Here is a 19678-nt window from a genome sequence, read left to right on the forward strand (position 1 = left end):
CAAATAGGAGGATGACGGTTTGAAGATCGAATTGAATCCGGAAGATTTGAAGCAAACCGGGAAAACATTGAAAACGGCGGCCGGCGAAATCGAAGATATCCGGTCGGATTTGCAGCGGGCGATGAATCGGTTGACGCTGGAGAGCCGCAGCCGCTCCGACGTGGACGGCAATTTTCGGAGAATCAGCCAGAGTCTGAACGAACTGAATGAGCAGCTGCTGAAGCTGTCCGATCTATCGAAGCGGAAAGGGGAGGAATTTGCGGAGGACGACGCGTATGGCCAGAAGCTGAAAACCGGGAAATGGTGGGAACTCTTCAAGACGGGCGTCAGTATTGCGCTCGATTTTGTCCCGGTGATCGGGAACGCGAAAGGGATCGTCGAAGCAATTACTGGTCGCGATTTAATTACCGGCGAGAAGCTGGCCGCGTGGGAACGGCTGTTGGCGATTGCCGGCCCGCTCGGCAAGACGGTGCGTAACGGGGCCAAAGTGCTGAAGGTTGCCGACGAAGCTGTCGGAGTCGTGAATTTTGTGGCCAAGCATGGCGACGAGGTCGCCAGTGTATTGGGCAAAGTGGATGATGTGGCGGCGGAAGCGCTCAGCCATGGGGACGACATTGCCAACGTCGTCAGCGGTACAAGCAAGGCCGGTGATGCGGCAGGCGACGCCGCGAAGCTGGCCGATACGGCGGCGGATACGGCCAAGGCCGGGGATTATGCTGAGACGGCCGCGAGAGCTGCGGACGGGCTGAGCGCTGCGGAGGCGGCCGCCGCCGTCGCTGTCGGCGGCGCAGGAACTGCCGCAGCGGTGGCTGCCGGCATGTCCAAGACGGGCAAAGCCGCCGATGCGGCCGGAGAGGTGGTCAGCGATGCATCCAAGGCGGCCGATCAGCTCAGCGATGCGAAGAAGGCGGCGTCCAGCGCGTCGAATGGGGTAGATGCCGCCAAAAAGCAGACCCAGGATCTCCCGACCCGGAACAATTGCAGTATGACGGGCGACCCGATTCACATGGGAACGGGCGACCAACTGATCAGCCATACGGTGCTTAAGCTGTATGGCGCAGCGACGTGGCCGATTATCCTCCAGTACAATTCGGGGCTTCTGCAGGTTAGCGAAATGGGGGCGGCGTGGACCCATAACTATGCAATGTCCCTGCAATTTGGAGAGGAATCTTCCGCGGAAAGCCCGAGCGTTATCACGGTGTTTTGGAACGCCGCCCGAAATAACAAGTACGAGCTCGGAAGCGACGGGATCTACCGGACGAACGACCTCGATGCCAAGTTCGACGAGCTGCACCCGGTTTCGGACGGCTACAAGCTGTTCCACCGGAAGAAACAGGAGACATTCCTGTTCTCCAAAGAGGGCCGGCTGGTTGAGCTGGTCAACGTGGAAGGCCAGACGCTTCGGGTAGAGCAGAACGAGCCAGGGCTCACGGAGCGAATGACCGATCAACTGACCGGCAGAATCCTAAATTTTACCTATGATGAGCGTGGACTGCTTATCGCGGTCCAAGATGCCAAGCGGACTGTGAGATTCGAGTATAACGAGCATCGCCACATGAGCCGGCTCGTGGATGCGAACGGACAAGCCACGGACATCCTTTGCGACGAAGACGGCCGGATCCTAAAGGTGGCGACGGACGGGAAGCTGGAATTCGAGAACACGTTTGACGTCTATCACCGGATCGTGGCCCAGAAGGATCCGAACGGCCAGATTTCCTATATGGAATATGATACGGAATCGCTCCCGGGACAAATCGTGACCACCTTCACCAATCCGCTGGGATACCAAACGCGGTATGTCCATGATCGCGAATGCCTGCTCACGGAAATCGCCTATCCGGACGGCAGTAAAGTCAACTATACATACAATGAGCATGGTCAGGAAATAGGCTGCGCTTACTCGGACGGACGGATCGTCTCCCGCCTCTATGACGAACGAGGAAGACTTATCCAGTACATGGATGAGCTTGGGCATCAGACTCGCTTTGAGTATAACGAGCGGGATCAACTGGTGAAGGAAATCGATGCCGAAGGTCATGAAACGAGCTATCAATACGATGAACGGCATCGCTTGGTGAGCGTGATCCGGGCGGACGGAAGCAGCTCGGAAATGGGATACACGGCCGAAGGGCAGAAATCGTTCTACCGCGATTTTAACAGCGCGGTCCGCAAGTTCCGCTATGGAGCAAACGGAGAGCTTGCCGCCTGGGAGGATGCGGAAGGGCGGCCGAGCGAGGTCGCGGTGGACGAAGCCGGGCGGATCGCGGTGGTGCGAAACGCGCTCGGCGAGGCATTCACACGCGAATATGACGGCAATGACAACCTGATCCGTACGCAGGATGCGCTCGGGCACACCTGGGAGTATCGGTATGACGCCGACGATCACCTGATCGGCAGCAAGGACCCTTTCGGGGCGGAAACGATTTACACCTATACGGCTTCCGGGAAACCGGCGAGCGTGACGGACCCGCTGGGCCACACCACGGAGTACCGCTACGATGCCGCTGACCGGCTTGTAGCTGAGATCCATCCGGACGGAGAGCAAACGACACTCGAGTATGACTTGGGCGACCGGCTGATTGCGGTCATCGATCCGCTGGGGAGAAGAACACAGTACAACTATGACGCGGCAGGAAGATTGCAGGCGGTTATTGACGGGGAAGGACGCCTCGTCAGACAGCTGACGTACGATCCGGCGGGGAACCCGATTGCCGTCACCAACGGGCTCGGTCACACCACGAGCTACCGGTTCAACCAAATCAACCGGGTGACCGAGGTCAGCGACGCTTCCGGACGGGTGACGCGGTATAAATATGATGCGCTCTCCCGGCTGACGGAAGTGGAGGAAGCGGAACAGGCCCACTACCGTCAAGAGTATGACGGGGAAGGGAGAGTCACGGCTTACGAAGACGGAAACGGCAACCGGACCGAGCTGCGTTATGACCGTACGGGTTTACTCCTCGAAGAAAAGAACGCCTCGGGCCACGGGATCACGTATGCCTACGATCTGCAGGGACTGTTGGCCCGCCGGATGAATGCCCGGCGGCAATCGACCGCCTACCGTTACGATGTGGCCGGACGGCTCATCGGTCTGGAGGACGAAGCCGGTGATATCCGCATTGATTATGATGCGAACGGACGCGTGACCTCCCTGACGGAAGGCGAAGCCGTGATGTCCCGCGTCTATGACGCCGCCGGACGACTGGTCTCCAGCACGGACACGCTGGGATATACGATCGGCTACAGCTATGATGCGGCTGGCCGCCTGACGATGCTTACCTACCCGGACGGCAAGCAGGTGCACTACCGCTATAACGCGGCCGGCGAAATGGTGGAAGTCAAGGACTGGCGCGGCCGGTTGACCCGTTATAGCTATGACCAAAGCGGCAAGCTGATCGAGACTTGCCGAACCAACGGGAGCAAGGAGAAGCGGACGTATGACGCCGCGGGGCAGCTGATCCGCATTCAGGATAGCACGGCCCAAGGAATCATGCTGCAGCAGTTCCGGCTTACCTATAACGAGATCGGCCAAATCATTCAGGAGGAAGACAAGCAGTATACGTATGATAAGCTGCGGCGCTTAAGCAGCGGAGCGTTTAAAGGGCGAATCGTCAGCTACGAGTACGACCTGGGCGGCAACCTGACCTTAACCCGAGACTCTTTGGAGGGTAACGCCTCTTCCTTCCGTTATACCTCCGATAACCGGCTGCACGCCCTTGGGGATTATCCGGTGGAGATGGATGCGGACGGCAATTTGCTCTACAAGAGCAACGGGGAGAGCATGGCTTCGTATGAATACGACGCCCGTAACCGCTTGGTAAAATCCGGGAAGGCGCGCTATACTTATAACATGCTCGGCAATCGGACCTCCATGAGTTGGAGGGGCAAGACGACCCAGTATGTGGTCGACGACCTGGGCGAGCTCAGCCGGGTGCTGATGGAACTGGACGAGGAAGGGACGCCGAAGGCTTATTATGTCTACGGCCTTGGCCTGATCGGCCGGGAAGATGCGGACGGTAGTTACCTCAGCTACCATAGCGACATCCGGGGCAGCACGACCTTACTCACCGACGAAACCGGCAGAGTCACGGACCGATATATGTATGGAATCTACGGCGCATTGGAGCAGCACGAAGGCAGTACCTCCCAACCGTTCCAATACAACGGCCGGGACGGCGTGATGACCGACCCGAACGGGCTGTATTACATGCGGGCCCGCTACTATGATCCGGAACTGAAACGGTTCCTAAATCGGGACGTAATCCTCGGCGACCTGACCGACGGGCAGACCTTGAACCGGTATGCTTATGTCAATGGCGATCCAGTGGGGTATGTGGATCCTTTGGGGTTGTTTAAGTGTGAGATAGAGGGGACAAGTGACGTATATTATCACTCTGCAAACCCAACTGTAGTTGACATAATGAAAGAAAATGGATTTAGAACAGATTTGCCAAATCCACAAGCAGCATGGAAAAATAACAGATTTGGGAGAGGGGTTTACTTAGCTGATTCTCCCGAAACAGCCCTAGCAGAGAGACCAGGCGGAACAATCCTAAAGATAATTGCAGATACGGGCAAGAATCTGGATGTCACTAATAGAGGAATTATTGATTATGATATGGGTCAAGCTATAGCAAGAGCTGCCAGGAAGCATGGGTACGATTCAATTACATTTTTATCAAATGCTGCTAAAGAACAAGGTTTTAAAGGTGTCAATACTGTGATTTTTGATCCTAAAAAAGTATCGATACTGGAGGTTTTACAATAATGAAATATTGCCCCCCTGAAATACCCGGAATTTATTGGATAAAAAAAGATATTTATATGTGTAAGTCGTGCGGACACGAGTTTGAATATTTTATGTCAAACGGGGATGATATAGTAAAATATAAAGAAAAAGATGGATACGAGATTAAATGGCTTCCCACTTATACTAAGGGGGGTTACTTGGATTTAATGCAAAAACTTATTCCAAATTTTAAGTATAATGATCAAATAACTATGAGAATTGCAAAGGAGTTCAATTCCAAACTGAGTTATTATATTGAAAAAAGCTCAAATGGGAAGATATTCATATTAGATGATGCTGTGGTTTTTTGTAACAGATGCAATTCAAAGGAATTGCAAAATGTTGGAGAAATTATTCTTACATCTCCTCAGATAAGTTGGTTAAAAATATCTTGTGAATTATTAAATTTAGATTACAATTCACAATAAGAATAACTAAGTTGAAAAAGAATAATATAATTCAAAAACTCATTAATATAAACTAGCGAAGAGGTAAAAGGATATATAGATTCTGCGAAGTAATTATACGAAAACTAATGATGAACACCAAGCGGGTAAAAAAGAGAAGCATTTACCACTGACCTTGAATGGCTCCATGCCATTTAAGGTTTCTTTGTAAATGAACTGTCTTTATTTGGAGATAAAATAGAAAAACAGCATCTTAACTAACAGTGGAGCGTTTAAAGGTTGAATCGTCACCTACGAGTACGACCTGGGCGGTAACCTGACCTTTACCCGCGATTCTTTAGAAGGTAACGCCTTTTCTCTCCGTTATACCTCTAACGCCTGTAAGTTGAGAGACTATCCGGCGGGGATGGATACGGACGGTATCTGCTCTACAAGAGTAACGGGGAGGGCCTTGACCCTGGCAACCAAATGGTAAAATATGGTAGGTGACGTTATACTTATAACATGAAGTTGAGGAACTAGATGTATCGACAGAAAGAAATAGTGCTGTTTTTTACTCAGGGCCGGGAAACAGAGCAAGGGCAGAAGAATTTGCAATCTTAAATGGGAAAACAACCCTTGAACAAACAACGGGAGGTAAGTGGTTAGATGAACTTAAGCTATTTGAAGAAGGAAGCCCACTAACTACTGAGCAAGCTTCAGCTGTATGGGGAAGACTTTCCCAAAGGTATGCTCAAAGTGCATCTGGAACTGCAGTAGGTTTCGTAAAAAGTGCTAGACCAAGTAGCATTTTTAATACAGTTGAATACCCAGCATTACTTGAAAATACGGATATTGTTAATGTTCTCACTGGAGGTTATTAGAATGAGCTTCGAGCAAAGTTACAAAATATCAATTCCTCATTTTTATAGCTTGGAGTATTCAGAGGGTGATCATATTATGTCGGTAGAAATTGATTTTCGAGATAAAACTCCATGTTTATATTATGAGAAGATAAAAAAATAGAAGTCGCCACATGATCATGAAATAATATCCTCAGAAAAACGGGAAGTGATTTTGACTAATATCTTTAAATACTTAACTCAGGTTAAAGGGTTTGATATAGAAGTTATTCGATAGACAATTAGAATTTTCAACATTAAAATTTTTAGATGAAATTACGAAAGAATTATAAGGTTATTACCAAGGGGACCATTTGTGGGCTCGTTACTACGATCCCGGAACTGAAACGGTTCTTGGACCGAGAAGTCATTCTCAGCGATCTCACTGATAGACAGACCTTGAACCGGTTGCTTATGTTTAATGGGGAGGCGTTGGGGGTATGAGGATCCGTTGGGAGTTTGTAAGTGGGTTGCTAAGATGTGGGCAATCCACTTCCTCGAAACGGTCTATTCTCTCATACAATAAGGCTGATCATTATGCAGTTTGGATGCAAGGTGACGCATCGTAGGCCGGGGGGATATGTGGATTGGAGCAGTTGACGAATTTAAATAGCTTAACAAACAGCCAAGTTGTCCTAAGAAAGTTGGCAATGTTCACTGACGAGTTGGGCAGCATTTCGCGATAAGGTCCATTCGTTACTGTCCAATTCAGACTTCCAAGTCTTGATGGAATTAGATCATCAATAGAAACAATACCTAGTAGAGGTATGGATTTATTCAAGGAGGAAGAACAGGTGGAGGAGCAAGGAAAGGGCCTATTCATTCAGATACAATTATCGATGTAGTGTGCATTAAATTTTAGAGGTGACTAAAACTTGAAACTACCCACTAAAATTGTAGACTTGTTGGGATTCTCCATTAGTAACGGATTTCAATGGCATTTCGAACTATTCTCAATATGTCGCGCCCGTCATACTAAACCAATCGATAGATGAGTTTATTTAGATGAAATTATTAATACGATCAAAAAACATAGATGTAAATAAGACTTAAACTTACTAGCTCCCCTGGAATATTCCGGCGGAGCTTTTCTCATTTCAATTTTAACCAACAGCCTACACATTTCGACAAAATTCTCAGAATTTAGGTGATATAATTTTCCTATGACTATTGGCATAGGTTAATATTCCTTAAATTAATGAAAGGCAGTTGGTTTGAGGCATGTCTTCTTTTTACTATCGCAGATCGCCCCGAATTATTAAAGAGCAGGGCGAACGCAAGCTCGAAGTGTTTCGACCGCCGAATATTCCGCAACCTCCCTCATTGAATCTGATTTCGATCATGGTTCCCATTATCGTTACGGTAACCGGGGCTGCCGCCATGATGATGTTTTATAAGCGGGCCGGGAATGCCTCTTACGTCGTTGTGCAGATGATCTCGCTTTGTACGATGGTGGCGTCTTATTTCGTTCCGGTATTGGTTCATTTGCAGCAGAAAGGCAAGCATAGACGCATCATTAAGAAACGGAATCAAGGATACGATGCGCATTTAAACGAACAGCGCGAACAGTTGCAGAACTGGAAGAATGAGCTGATTCTAAACTGGCACCAGACTCATTTGGAGCCTCAATTTTGTACGAAAGCTTTTATCGACAAAAGCCCTTCAATTTGGGAACGGATTCCTCAGGATTTTGACTTTCTGAAAATTAGAGCGGGCATCGGCACGGTGCCCAGCGGTTTTGAAATTTCGGTTCCAAAGCGCGAAGGGATTGAAAAGGACCCGCTGATCGAAAGGGCCAACGAGTTGGCCGAACGATTCTCCACCATTCCGAATGCCCCGGCACTCTTGGATTTGAACAAATATAGAGTCGTGGGGATCGTCGGCGATGAGGAAGAGATGAAAGGGTTCTGCAGAGCTTTGGTCACTCAGATCGCCACGCATCATTCGCCGGATGAAGTAAAGCTGGCGGCTTTTATGAGCAAAATGCAGACGGGAGAATGGGGCTGGCTTCGCTGGCTTCCGCACATTTGGGACGACAAGAGATCGAGCCGTTATCTGTTCCAAGACGGGGGGTACCAGGCTCAGGTCCTGGAACAGCTTCATTCGCTGCTGCAGCGCCGGTTATGGATGAAAGAGCAAGAGCAGTCGCAGGCGCTTCCTTTTTTCGTCTGTTTGCTTCCTTATATTGAAATGCTCGAGCACGAGCCGATCTTGCCGCTGCTGATGAAAGAAGGTGACGCGATCGGAGCGACGTCCATCGTGCTGGCCGCACGGCGGGATCTGCTTCCGAAGGAATGCCAATTGGTGGTTGAATTGAACGGGGAAGAGGCGGTCATGCGATCCACCAACGTCACGGGAGGTTCCGCGGGAACGACATATGCAAAGCCGAAAGATGAAGTTCCCTATGTCCAGCCGTTTAAGCCTGACCGAATGTCTTCAGGGGAAGCGGACCATTTTGCGCGAGTTGCGGCGCCGTACCGGGTGAAGACAAGCTCTGCGGATGAAGTGGTCAGTGTCCTGACGTTGTTCGATTTATACGGGATTCAGAAGATTGATGAACTGAATGTTGCCGGTAAGTGGGAAGAGCACAGATATCCGAATACGCTTCCTTTTCCTGTGGGAGTTAGGGGCGGCATGAAGCCTGTCATCATGAATCTCCACGACAAAATCGAGCGGAAAGGGCACGGCCCGCACGGATTGATGGCCGGAACAACCGGTTCGGGGAAAAGTGAAGTCATCCAGTCCATGATCGCATCCTTGGCCGTTCAATATCACCCTCATGATCTTGCGCTTATGCTGATCGACTATAAAGGCGGCGGTATGTCGAATACGTTTGCTGACCTGCCACATGTGATAGCGACGATTACAAACCTGGAAGAAGAAGGGCTGATTGAACGCTCCAAAGTTTCGCTCAAGGCCGAATTAAACCGGAGGCAGAAATTGTTCGTCGCCGCCGGCAATGTGCAGCATATCGACGAGTACTACAAGACGGAGTGGAGGAGCGAGGAGCCTCTCCCGCATCTGTTTATCGTTATCGACGAGTTTGCCCAGTTGAAGAAAGACCAGCCGGAATTCATGAGCGAGCTGGTATCCATTGCGGCCATCGGGAGAACGTTGGGCGTTCACTTGCTCCTCGCTACGCAAAAGCCGGGCGGGGTCGTCGACGACAAGATTTGGAGCAACTCCAGATACCGGGTATGTTTACGGGTGCAAGACGAGGGAGACAGCCGCGAAATGCTGAAGATCAGCGATGCCGCATACATAACGACTCCTGGACGCGGTTATTTGCAGGTAGGCAGCAACGAAGTGTTTGAGCTGGTGCAATTTGCCTGGAGCGGCGCACCGTACGACCCGAACAAATCGGTTCAGCAAACCGCCTTTACGGCCCATAAATTGGGTTTGGACGGCAGACGTGCCAAAATCGTCAACCCGCTGGATATCGTTACATCGGGGCAGGCCAAGAATAGCGACAATAAAGCGACGGGAATCGAGGAAAAGCAGCTAAGCGTTCTTATTAAGTCTATTGCAGAATACTGCGAACAAGCCGGGATTAACCGTTTGCCGGGGCCATGGCTGCCACCCCTGCCGCAATATTTGACGCTAGATCAAGTGCCGGAGCCTGCGGAAATTTCGGACAAGCCGATTTATCCCACCGTTGGCTTGATCGACGACGTGGCCAATCAAACCCAATATCCGCTCAGGCTCGATATCGAGTCGGGGAATTGGGTCGTATACGGCATGCCGGGGACAGGGAAGACGACGTTTATTCAAACGCTGCTCTACTCGCTGACCGGCAATTGCACCTCGGAAGATATCCATGTCTATGCGATGGATTTCGGCAGAATGCTTAAAGACTATCTCTTCATGCCGCATACGGGGGATGTGATTCTTGACGAGGAAGAGGAGAAGCTCGTCCGGCTGGTCGCCATGCTCGAAGAAGCGCTGTTGAGCCGGAAGACGCTGTTTGCGGAAGCGGGCGTGAAGTCGCGGCTGGCATACTGCAATGATACGAACAATAAACTGCCGGCATTGCTTGTCATTATCGATGGTTATGTCAATTTCAGAAAGCAATATGAGACTCTCCACGATAAATTGGAAGTGCTATTCCGGGAGGGCTCCAGTTACGGGGTTTATTTCCTTCTCACGGCCAACCGAGTATCCGATATTCCCGACAAGGTACGCAGCAACTTCCCCAATGGGGTGTCGTTCCTGTTGTCCGATGCCGCCGATTACCATTACGCGGTGGGCCGTTTAGCCAAGAATCCCGGGCATCTTCCGGAAGGACGCGGGTTTGTGAAAGGCCATATTCCGCCTTATGAATTCCAAACGGCGCTGCCTGTAGATGCGGCCAACGAGTCGACAAGGGCCAAACTGGTAAAAGAGCACTTGCAGCAGTTGGATGCCAACTGGAAGGGTTCCAAACCGGCACCGATTCGGGTATTGCCGGATACCATTCCGTTGGAGGAAATCTGGAACGAAGCTGCAAATCAAGCCGCAAATCGGGCGAAGGGGACGCTGATTCTCGGTTTGCAAGTTGCGAATCTACGAGAGTTTTCCTGGAATATGGACGATGGACCGTATTTTATTGTCGGCGGACGAATGGAGAGCGGCAAAACCTCGATGCTGATGACGCTTGGCATCACGACTGCCCGTCAATTCTCACCGGAGGAACTGCATTTGTATTTGTTTGATATTCGCCGTTCGTCTCCCGGATTGGGCTCATTAAGGAATTTGGCTCATACTCGGGGATTCGCTTCCGATGAGCGGGCTTTGGAGCAAATTCTGACGGAGCTGAAGCAGGAAATTGAAACTAGAGTCCAGTCCGAATCGACAGTAGCCGCTTTGCCGCGCCTTATGCTGCTGATCGACGATGCCGACGTGATGGCTAAGCGGATCTCGTCCAATTATACGTTGACAGAGAAGCTCGAATATATTGCTAGATACGGTAGAGAATACGGCGTTTATATCGTGGCCGCAGGTCAGGCCAATGACATGAATCAGAACTGGGATGCATGGTTGAAAGAAATCAAATCCGCGCAGATCGGCTGGCTGCTTGGCACTACGGATCTGAGCGAAGCCCAATTGTTTAATATGAAAATTCCGTATGACCAAAGCGGCAAGATGCTTCCGTCCGGAGAAGGTTTTTATGTTAAACGGAAGCATGAACGCGTGAAAATAGCCCACGCTTTCTCGCATGGCAACGAGCAGTTTATCGAGCAAGTGAATCTGGTTAATTCGGCATGGGTCGAAAGGGTTGGACAGTTATAATTTTCGACGAAAGTTACCAAATTTTTCATTGATAAATACTGGGATCATTGGTACTATTTTATTAGATTCTATTATTTATTGATATTTAAGGAGGATATGTAATGGCTCGTATTTTAATTACACCGGAAGAAATCGATAACGTCGCAAACCTGTTTAATACCAGTGCTCAGCAAAGCGAAGAGATGAAGAACAAACTTAACTCCACGATCCAGTCGATGCAGGGCCAATGGGAAGGGATGACGCAGCAGAAATTCTTCAACCAATACGAACAAGATAAGAAGAACATGGAAGTGTACATAACGATGCTGCGCGACGTTGCCAAAGAGTTGAACACGATCGCGACCCGGTTCAGAACTGCGGATCAACAAAGCTAAGGTAACTACAAAAGGCCAGGTATTTGCTTACCTGGTCTTTACTATATCTGCAGTACGCAATAGAAGGAGAATGAATGCTTGTGAGTTACCAAATTCAAGCAACCGCCGAAACGCCTGCCTTAATCATTTATTTACTGGATATCAGCGGCTCTATGACTCTGGAATTTGAAGGCAGACGAAGAATGGATATCGTTAATGAGGCTTTAAGAACCGCAATCCGGCAAATCGTCTATCGTTCGACAAAAGGCTCGCGCCTTTCGCCAAGGTACCGGTTAGCCATTTTGGCCTATAGTGACGAAGTCTACGATCTTCTTGACGGTGTAAAATCCATCGATCGAATTGCCAATAGCGGAAGCTTGCCGGAGTTGTATCCAAAGCGTTTTACCGACACGGCCAAGGCATTTAGACAAGCTGAGAAGATTCTGCTGTCGGAGCTTCCGAATTTACAGCATGGTCCGGCGCCGCTTGTCTGTCATATGACGGACGGGGTTTACACGGGAGAGGACCCGGAACCGATTGCCGAGCGGATCAAGGCGATGCGGGTCGATGACGGCAATGTGCTCGTTGAGAATATATTCATTACCGACGAGGCCGCGGGGGGGAAGATCAGGGATATTAAGGCATGGGGCGGTATGATGCCGGGCAGTTTCTCCGGCGATCCGTACACCGAGAAGTTGAAACGGATGTCTTCGGTGCTGCCGGAATCTTACCGTGAATTGATGATGGAGTCCGCCTACTCCATTCGGCAAGGAGCCCTGATGATGCTGCCGGGGACAAGCGCGGACCTGGTTTCCTTGGGATTTCAAATGTCCGCGGCGACCCCCATTAGATAACGGAAAGGGAGAAGATCATGAATACAACGGTGCTCACCTTAACGATCGAGTCGACAGGAAGATTCGCGGATCTGGAGCTGCCGGGAGATGTGCCGCTGAGGGAAGTCCTGCAGCGAATTTTGCCTGGCCTTGAGGAATGGGGACCTTATCCTTTTATCGAGAAGGAATTTCATTATTTCATCAGCAGCGGAGATCAGCACTGGAAGCCGGTTGACATAAGTTGCACCCTGGACGAACTAAAAGTGACGGACGGCGCTTACCTCCGTATTGAGAAAAGCCAAAATTTTTCAACCCGCACAATCGATTAATGTAGAAAAGGTGACGACAAATTGTTTCCACCCGAACAAGATGATTTATTTTCGCTGCAAGGACGCAATTACCGAGTTGAAGAGCATCCCCGTTTCGCCGGTGTGCCTTATGGTCAGGAGGGTCGTCAGGGCACGGTATACCAAATAATACGTCAGGATGACGGAGAAGCGTTTGCCTTAAAAGTATTTCGGCCTTCATTCCGCTATCCTACGATCGTGAATAAGGCGGAATTTCTGGCAAAGTACTCGACCCTCCCCGGATTGAAGGCCTGTTCCCGAATGGTAATTCATCCGCAACAAAACAAAGAGTTGTTAGGTACATACCCGGAGTTGTTATATGCCGTCCAGATGCCCTGGATAGACGGGGACACCTGGAGCGATCTATTGATCGCCGGGCAAGAGATTTCATTGGAACACAGTATACGAATGGCCGAGAGTTTTATTCAAATCATGATGGGGCTGGAAGAGAACGGACTGGCCCACACCGATCTGTCTTCTTCTAATGTCCTGATTGAGACATCGGCAGAAGAGCCTTGTGTACAACTGGTGGACCTGGAAGATCTCTATATGAACAAGCTTGAGGAACCGGATGATTTCCCGGATGTGCCGGATGGCTACAAAGCTCCGTTTATGGTGCGGCCGGAATGGCAATGGAGTCCGTATGCCGACAGATTTTCGGGCGGCATTTTACTGGCCGAGATGCTGACCTGGTCGGACCCGGAAATACGTGTAAAGTGCTGGGAAGACAGTTATTTTAACCCGGAGGAGCTTCAGCAGCCGAATGAACGGCAGCAATTGATGGTTCGGACGCTTGAGCGTTTGTATGGCACATCCGTGTGCGGGCTATTCGAAAGATTGTGGAGTGCGGAGCAGCCGCAGCAGTGTCCTTCTTTCGGGGAATGGTCGGTCGCTCTAGCCTCAAGTCTGGAACAGGCCGCCAAACGGGCATCGGAAGCCATAGACGATGAAAGAAACGATGATTCTTCTGCCGAAGAACCGGATACCTTGGCGATCATTCGAGAGGATTCGGAGAACGAAATCCACCAGAGAGATTCCGTGGAGCGGATGCTTAGTGAAGAAATGGAGAGCATGCTGAACCGGGCGAGGGCGTCGGAAATGCAAGGCAAGCTGGCTGCCGCGCTGTGGGATTATGGCCGATTGATCGACTCGCTCCAGCAGGGTTCATCCTTACGGAGAGAGATTGAAATGGTCATGACGATGATTCAGGAAAAGATGGATATCCCTGAAGCGGAACGACCCACAAATATTGGTAAGATACAACAGCAATACAAGGCCACAACCCAGGAGGGAACTAATCTGTATGCGAAACTATGGATCGTGCTTTTGGGATTGTCGCTGGTTATTCTCTTAATCGCTGTAGTGGTGTATTTGATCTGACTTTGCTTTATAAGGAGGAGGGTGGCGAATGGTTGAGATAGCGAAAGAGGAAGCTTTTCATTTAACCGTCTCGGAATTCTTTTTTCTGACTCAAATGCTGGGCATTCAATCGATTGCCGGATTTAAAGATCCATTCCAAGGATATCTGATTGAGGAACTGGAGGAGGAATTTGCGAAAGTAAAGCGGCGGCTTTTGGACAAAGCCATACTTAATGAAAAGGAGGGATCGGAAGAATTGGAAATGAACGAAGTGCTGAGCATATGCTTGGCCTGCTGCGGATCGGATACCGCCGTTTACTTGAAGAAGACGATCCTGCCGGATGAGCCGTACGAGGCATTTCTTTATTTTACGCCCAATTTGGTAGTTGAACGGACCTGGAATACGGATGGCATGATCACGATCGCTCCGGTTGCAAACCCGGAATTGACGATGAATATTCTCGCCAAGTTTTTTCCGCTTACGCTGCGAGGGGAGACGCCGTTTCAGTTGCTCCTGAAAAATGTAAATAGTAATGCCTGGGATGCTTTATCCGAGCCGGAAAAAGAGACTTGTCTGAAAGAACGTCAAATTGCGCCGGAGGATATGGATTTTGTGCTTCGCATGGAAAAGAATCCGGATCGTTCGGGAACGATGGCATTTTGGAACAGGATCGGGTTCAGTTGGGAGGAAGCGAGCTATCGCTATCGCCAATCGGGCAAAGATATGTTTCTTCTTACCGAGCCGGAAGAGAACAGTCTTTCCATCAGGCAATATCGTCCGGAGCCTATTATTGCAGCGCTGGAGCAACTGGCCATGAAATTCGATTTGGTTAACGAGGGGGCAAGATCATGAGTAGTACCCGCATCAAAATAGAACCGGAGCAAATTAAAACGATTGGAGACCGTTTTCTGCAATGCTGCGAGCAGAACCTGACGATGGCGAAGGATTTGAAGTCATTGATCGATGGACTCGAGGGGGACTGGGAGGGGAACTCCCGTGAAAGATTTTATTCCTCCTATCAGGACGCGCATAAGCAGTTGGAGAGCGCAGCTACATTGCTAAAGAGCGTAGGGGACGAGTTAAACGCCATTGCCGAAAGATTCAGAAAAACGGACGAGAGTACTTAAGGAGGGATCGTCATGCCAATACGGGTCGATGTTGCGGTTCTGGAAAGCATCGCCAGACAAGTTCGCAACGGAAGCAGAAGTTTATTGAATGAAGGATCCAGCATGAAGAACAGCGTTAGCAATATGCTGTGGGCAGGGAGTTCGTATCAGAGGTTTGCCTCGGGATTTCAGGAGGCTTATACGAAGTTGACCCGGACAAGCGAACAAATGGAGGCGTTCGCCGATCAACTGGAAAGAATTGCGGAAGCATTTCGTCAGGCCGATCTTGCGGAGGACCGGAGAAGGGAACAAGAGCGCCGGGAACGCGAAGCTGCGGCTCGTGCAGCCAAGTACAAATAGGAGGATGACGGTTTGAAGATCGAATTGAATCCGGAAGATTTGAAGCAAACCGGGAAAACATTGAAAACGGCGGCCGGCGAAATCGAAGATATCCGGTCGGATTTGCAGCGGGCGATGAATCGGTTGACGCTGGAGAGCCGCAGCCGCTCCGACGTGGACGGCAATTTTCGGAGAATCAGCCAGAGTCTGAACGAACTGAATGAGCAGCTGCTGAAGCTGTCCGATCTATCGAAGCGGAAAGGGGAGGAATTTGCGGAGGACGACGCGTATGGCCAGAAGCTGAAAACCGGGAAATGGTGGGAACTCTTCAAGACGGGCGTCAGTATTGCGCTCGATTTTGTCCCGGTGATCGGGAACGCGAAAGGGATCGTCGAAGCAATTACTGGTCGCGATTTAATTACCGGCGAGAAGCTGGCCGCGTGGGAACGGCTGTTGGCGATTGCCGGCCCGCTCGGCAAGACGGTGCGTAACGGGGCCAAAGTGCTGAAGGTTGCCGACGAAGCTGTCGGAGTCGTGAATTTTGTGGCCAAGCATGGCGACGAGGTCGCCAGTGTATTGGGCAAAGTGGATGATGTGGCGGCGGAAGCGCTCAGCCATGGGGACGACATTGCCAACGTCGTCAGCGGTACAAGCAAGGCCGGTGATGCGGCAGGCGACGCCGCGAAGCTGGCCGATACGGCGGCGGATACGGCCAAGGCCGGGGATTATGCTGAGACGGCCGCGAGAGCTGCGGACGGGCTGAGCGCTGCGGAGGCGGCCGCCGCCGTCGCTGTCGGCGGCGCAGGAACTGCCGCAGCGGTGGCTGCCGGCATGTCCAAGACGGGCAAAGCCGCCGATGCGGCCGGAGAGGTGGTCAGCGATGCATCCAAGGCGGCCGATCAGCTCAGCGATGCGAAGAAGGCGGCGTCCAGCGCGTCGAATGGGGTAGATGCCGCCAAAAAGCAGACCCAGGATCTCCCGACCCGGAACAATTGCAGTATGACGGGCGACCCGATTCACATGGGAACGGGCGACCAACTGATCAGCCATACGGTGCTTAAGCTGTATGGCGCAGCGACGTGGCCGATTATCCTCCAGTACAATTCGGGGCTTCTGCAGGTTAGCGAAATGGGGGCGGCGTGGACCCATAACTATGCAATGTCCCTGCAATTTGGAGAGGAATCTTCCGCGGAAAGCCCGAGCGTTATCACGGTGTTTTGGAACGCCGCCCGAAATAACAAGTACGAGCTCGGAAGCGACGGGATCTACCGGACGAACGACCTCGATGCCAAGTTCGACGAGCTGCACCCGGTTTCGGACGGCTACAAGCTGTTCCACCGGAAGAAACAGGAGACATTCCTGTTCTCCAAAGAGGGCCGGCTGGTTGAGCTGGTCAACGTGGAAGGCCAGACGCTTCGGGTAGAGCAGAACGAGCCAGGGCTCACGGAGCGAATGACCGATCAACTGACCGGCAGAATCCTAAATTTTACCTATGATGAGCGTGGACTGCTTATCGCGGTCCAAGATGCCAAGCGGACTGTGAGATTCGAGTATAACGAGCATCGCCACATGAGCCGGCTCGTGGATGCGAACGGACAAGCCACGGACATCCTTTGCGACGAAGACGGCCGGATCCTAAAGGTGGCGACGGACGGGAAGCTGGAATTCGAGAACACGTTTGACGTCTATCACCGGATCGTGGCCCAGAAGGATCCGAACGGCCAGATTTCCTATATGGAATATGATACGGAATCGCTCCCGGGACAAATCGTGACCACCTTCACCAATCCGCTGGGATACCAAACGCGGTATGTCCATGATCGCGAATGCCTGCTCACGGAAATCGCCTATCCGGACGGCAGTAAAGTCAACTATACATACAATGAGCATGGTCAGGAAATAGGCTGCGCTTACTCGGACGGACGGATCGTCTCCCGCCTCTATGACGAACGAGGAAGACTTATCCAGTACATGGATGAGCTTGGGCATCAGACTCGCTTTGAGTATAACGAGCGGGATCAACTGGTGAAGGAAATCGATGCCGAAGGTCATGAAACGAGCTATCAATACGATGAACGGCATCGCTTGGTGAGCGTGATCCGGGCGGACGGAAGCAGCTCGGAAATGGGATACACGGCCGAAGGGCAGAAATCGTTCTACCGCGATTTTAACAGCGCGGTCCGCAAGTTCCGCTATGGAGCAAACGGAGAGCTTGCCGCCTGGGAGGATGCGGAAGGGCGGCCGAGCGAGGTCGCGGTGGACGAAGCCGGGCGGATCGCGGTGGTGCGAAACGCGCTCGGCGAGGCATTCACACGCGAATATGACGGCAATGACAACCTGATCCGTACGCAGGATGCGCTCGGGCACACCTGGGAGTATCGGTATGACGCCGACGATCACCTGATCGGCAGCAAGGACCCTTTCGGGGCGGAAACGATTTACACCTATACGGCTTCCGGGAAACCGGCGAGCGTGACGGACCCGCTGGGCCACACCACGGAGTACCGCTACGATGCCGCTGACCGGCTTGTAGCTGAGATCCATCCGGACGGAGAGCAAACGACACTCGAGTATGACTTGGGCGACCGGCTGATTGCGGTCATCGATCCGCTGGGGAGAAGAACACAGTACAACTATGACGCGGCAGGAAGATTGCAGGCGGTTATTGACGGGGAAGGACGCCTCGTCAGACAGCTGACGTACGATCCGGCGGGGAACCCGATTGCCGTCACCAACGGGCTCGGTCACACCACGAGCTACCGGTTCAACCAAATCAACCGGGTGACCGAGGTCAGCGACGCTTCCGGACGGGTGACGCGGTATAAATATGATGCGCTCTCCCGGCTGACGGAAGTGGAGGAAGCGGAACAGGCCCACTACCGTCAAGAGTATGACGGGGAAGGGAGAGTCACGGCTTACGAAGACGGAAACGGCAACCGGACCGAGCTGCGTTATGACCGTACGGGTTTACTCCTCGAAGAAAAGAACGCCTCGGGCCACGGGATCACGTATGCCTACGATCTGCAGGGACTGTTGGCCCGCCGGATGAATGCCCGGCGGCAATCGACCGCCTACCGTTACGATGTGGCCGGACGGCTCATCGGTCTGGAGGACGAAGCCGGTGATATCCGCATTGATTATGATGCGAACGGACGCGTGACCTCCCTGACGGAAGGCGAAGCCGTGATGTCCCGCGTCTATGACGCCGCCGGACGACTGGTCTCCAGCACGGACACGCTGGGATATACGATCGGCTACAGCTATGATGCGGCTGGCCGCCTGACGATGCTTACCTACCCGGACGGCAAGCAGGTGCACTACCGCTATAACGCGGCCGGCGAAATGGTGGAAGTCAAGGACTGGCGCGGCCGGTTGACCCGTTATAGCTATGACCAAAGCGGCAAGCTGATCGAGACTTGCCGAACCAACGGGAGCAAGGAGAAGCGGACGTATGACGCCGCGGGGCAGCTGATCCGCATTCAGGATAGCACGGCCCAAGGAATCATGCTGCAGCAGTTCCGGCTTACCTATAACGAGATCGGCCAAATCATTCAGGAGGAAGACAAGCAGTATACGTATGATAAGCTGCGGCGCTTAAGCAGCGGAGCGTTTAAAGGGCGAATCGTCAGCTACGAGTACGACCTGGGCGGCAACCTGACCTTAACCCGAGACTCTTTGGAGGGTAACGCCTCTTCCTTCCGTTATACCTCCGATAACCGGCTGCACGCCCTTGGGGATTATCCGGTGGAGATGGATGCGGACGGCAATTTGCTCTACAAGAGCAACGGGGAGAGCATGGCTTCGTATGAATACGACGCCCGTAACCGCTTGGTAAAATCCGGGAAGGCGCGCTATACTTATAACATGCTCGGCAATCGGACCTCCATGAGTTGGAGGGGCAAGACGACCCAGTATGTGGTCGACGACCTGGGCGAGCTCAGCCGGGTGCTGATGGAACTGGACGAGGAAGGGACGCCGAAGGCTTATTATGTCTA

Annotated in this window: 11 protein-coding genes; all 11 read left to right on the top strand. The window is 51.7% G+C overall.

Annotation, left to right across the window (positions count from 1 at the left end):
* Nucleotides 1-19: 19 nt before the first annotated feature.
* Nucleotides 20-4768 carry an RHS repeat-associated core domain-containing protein gene (locus V3851_RS26315; protein ID WP_331849384.1) on the top strand — a complete coding sequence of 1583 codons (4749 nt, stop codon included), beginning with the start codon at nt 20-22 and terminating at the stop codon, nt 4766-4768.
* Nucleotides 4768-5217 (top strand): hypothetical protein, encoded by a 450-nt coding sequence (locus V3851_RS26320; RefSeq protein ID WP_331849385.1) that lies wholly within the window; start codon nt 4768-4770, stop codon nt 5215-5217. The genes V3851_RS26315 and V3851_RS26320 overlap by 1 nt, the downstream gene beginning before the upstream one ends.
* A 2081-nt stretch (nt 5218-7298) precedes the next feature.
* Nucleotides 7299-11345, top strand: coding sequence for a type VII secretion protein EssC (gene essC / locus V3851_RS26325; RefSeq protein ID WP_331849386.1), 4047 nt, complete (start codon nt 7299-7301; stop codon nt 11343-11345).
* 101 nt (nt 11346-11446) lie between these two features.
* Nucleotides 11447-11719, top strand: coding sequence for a WXG100 family type VII secretion target (locus tag V3851_RS26330; RefSeq protein ID WP_331849387.1), 273 nt, complete (start codon nt 11447-11449; stop codon nt 11717-11719).
* 80 nt (nt 11720-11799) lie between these two features.
* Nucleotides 11800-12552, top strand: coding sequence for a vWA domain-containing protein (locus V3851_RS26335; RefSeq protein WP_331849388.1), 753 nt, complete (start codon nt 11800-11802; stop codon nt 12550-12552).
* Nucleotides 12553-12569: 17 nt separating this feature from the next.
* A complete protein-coding gene (locus V3851_RS26340) occupies nt 12570-12860 on the top strand; it encodes an EsaB/YukD family protein (protein WP_331849389.1) in 291 nt (96 codons plus the stop codon).
* Nucleotides 12861-12881: 21 nt separating this feature from the next.
* Complete coding sequence (locus V3851_RS26345) at nt 12882-14258, top strand: protein kinase domain-containing protein (protein ID WP_331849390.1); 1377 nt, start codon at nt 12882-12884, stop codon at nt 14256-14258.
* A 28-nt stretch (nt 14259-14286) separates the two neighbouring features.
* Nucleotides 14287-15090: a hypothetical protein gene (locus V3851_RS26350; RefSeq protein ID WP_331849391.1), complete on the top strand. Its 804-nt coding sequence runs from the start codon at nt 14287-14289 to the stop codon at nt 15088-15090.
* Entirely contained in the window at nt 15087-15365 is a 279-nt protein-coding gene (locus V3851_RS26355) for a WXG100 family type VII secretion target (RefSeq protein ID WP_331849392.1), read from the top strand. Before V3851_RS26350 ends, V3851_RS26355 begins: the two co-directional genes overlap by 4 nt.
* A gap of 12 nt (nt 15366-15377) precedes the next feature.
* Entirely contained in the window at nt 15378-15704 is a 327-nt protein-coding gene (locus tag V3851_RS26360) for a WXG100 family type VII secretion target (RefSeq protein ID WP_331849393.1), read from the top strand.
* 12 nt (nt 15705-15716) lie between these two features.
* A partial coding sequence (locus tag V3851_RS26365; protein ID WP_331849394.1) for a pre-toxin TG domain-containing protein occupies nt 15717-19678 on the top strand: 3962 nt, incomplete at its 3' end.

The organism is Paenibacillus haidiansis (genome assembly GCF_036553665.1).
In the GTDB taxonomy this organism is placed as follows: Bacteria; Bacillota; Bacilli; order Paenibacillales; family Paenibacillaceae; genus Fontibacillus; species Fontibacillus haidiansis.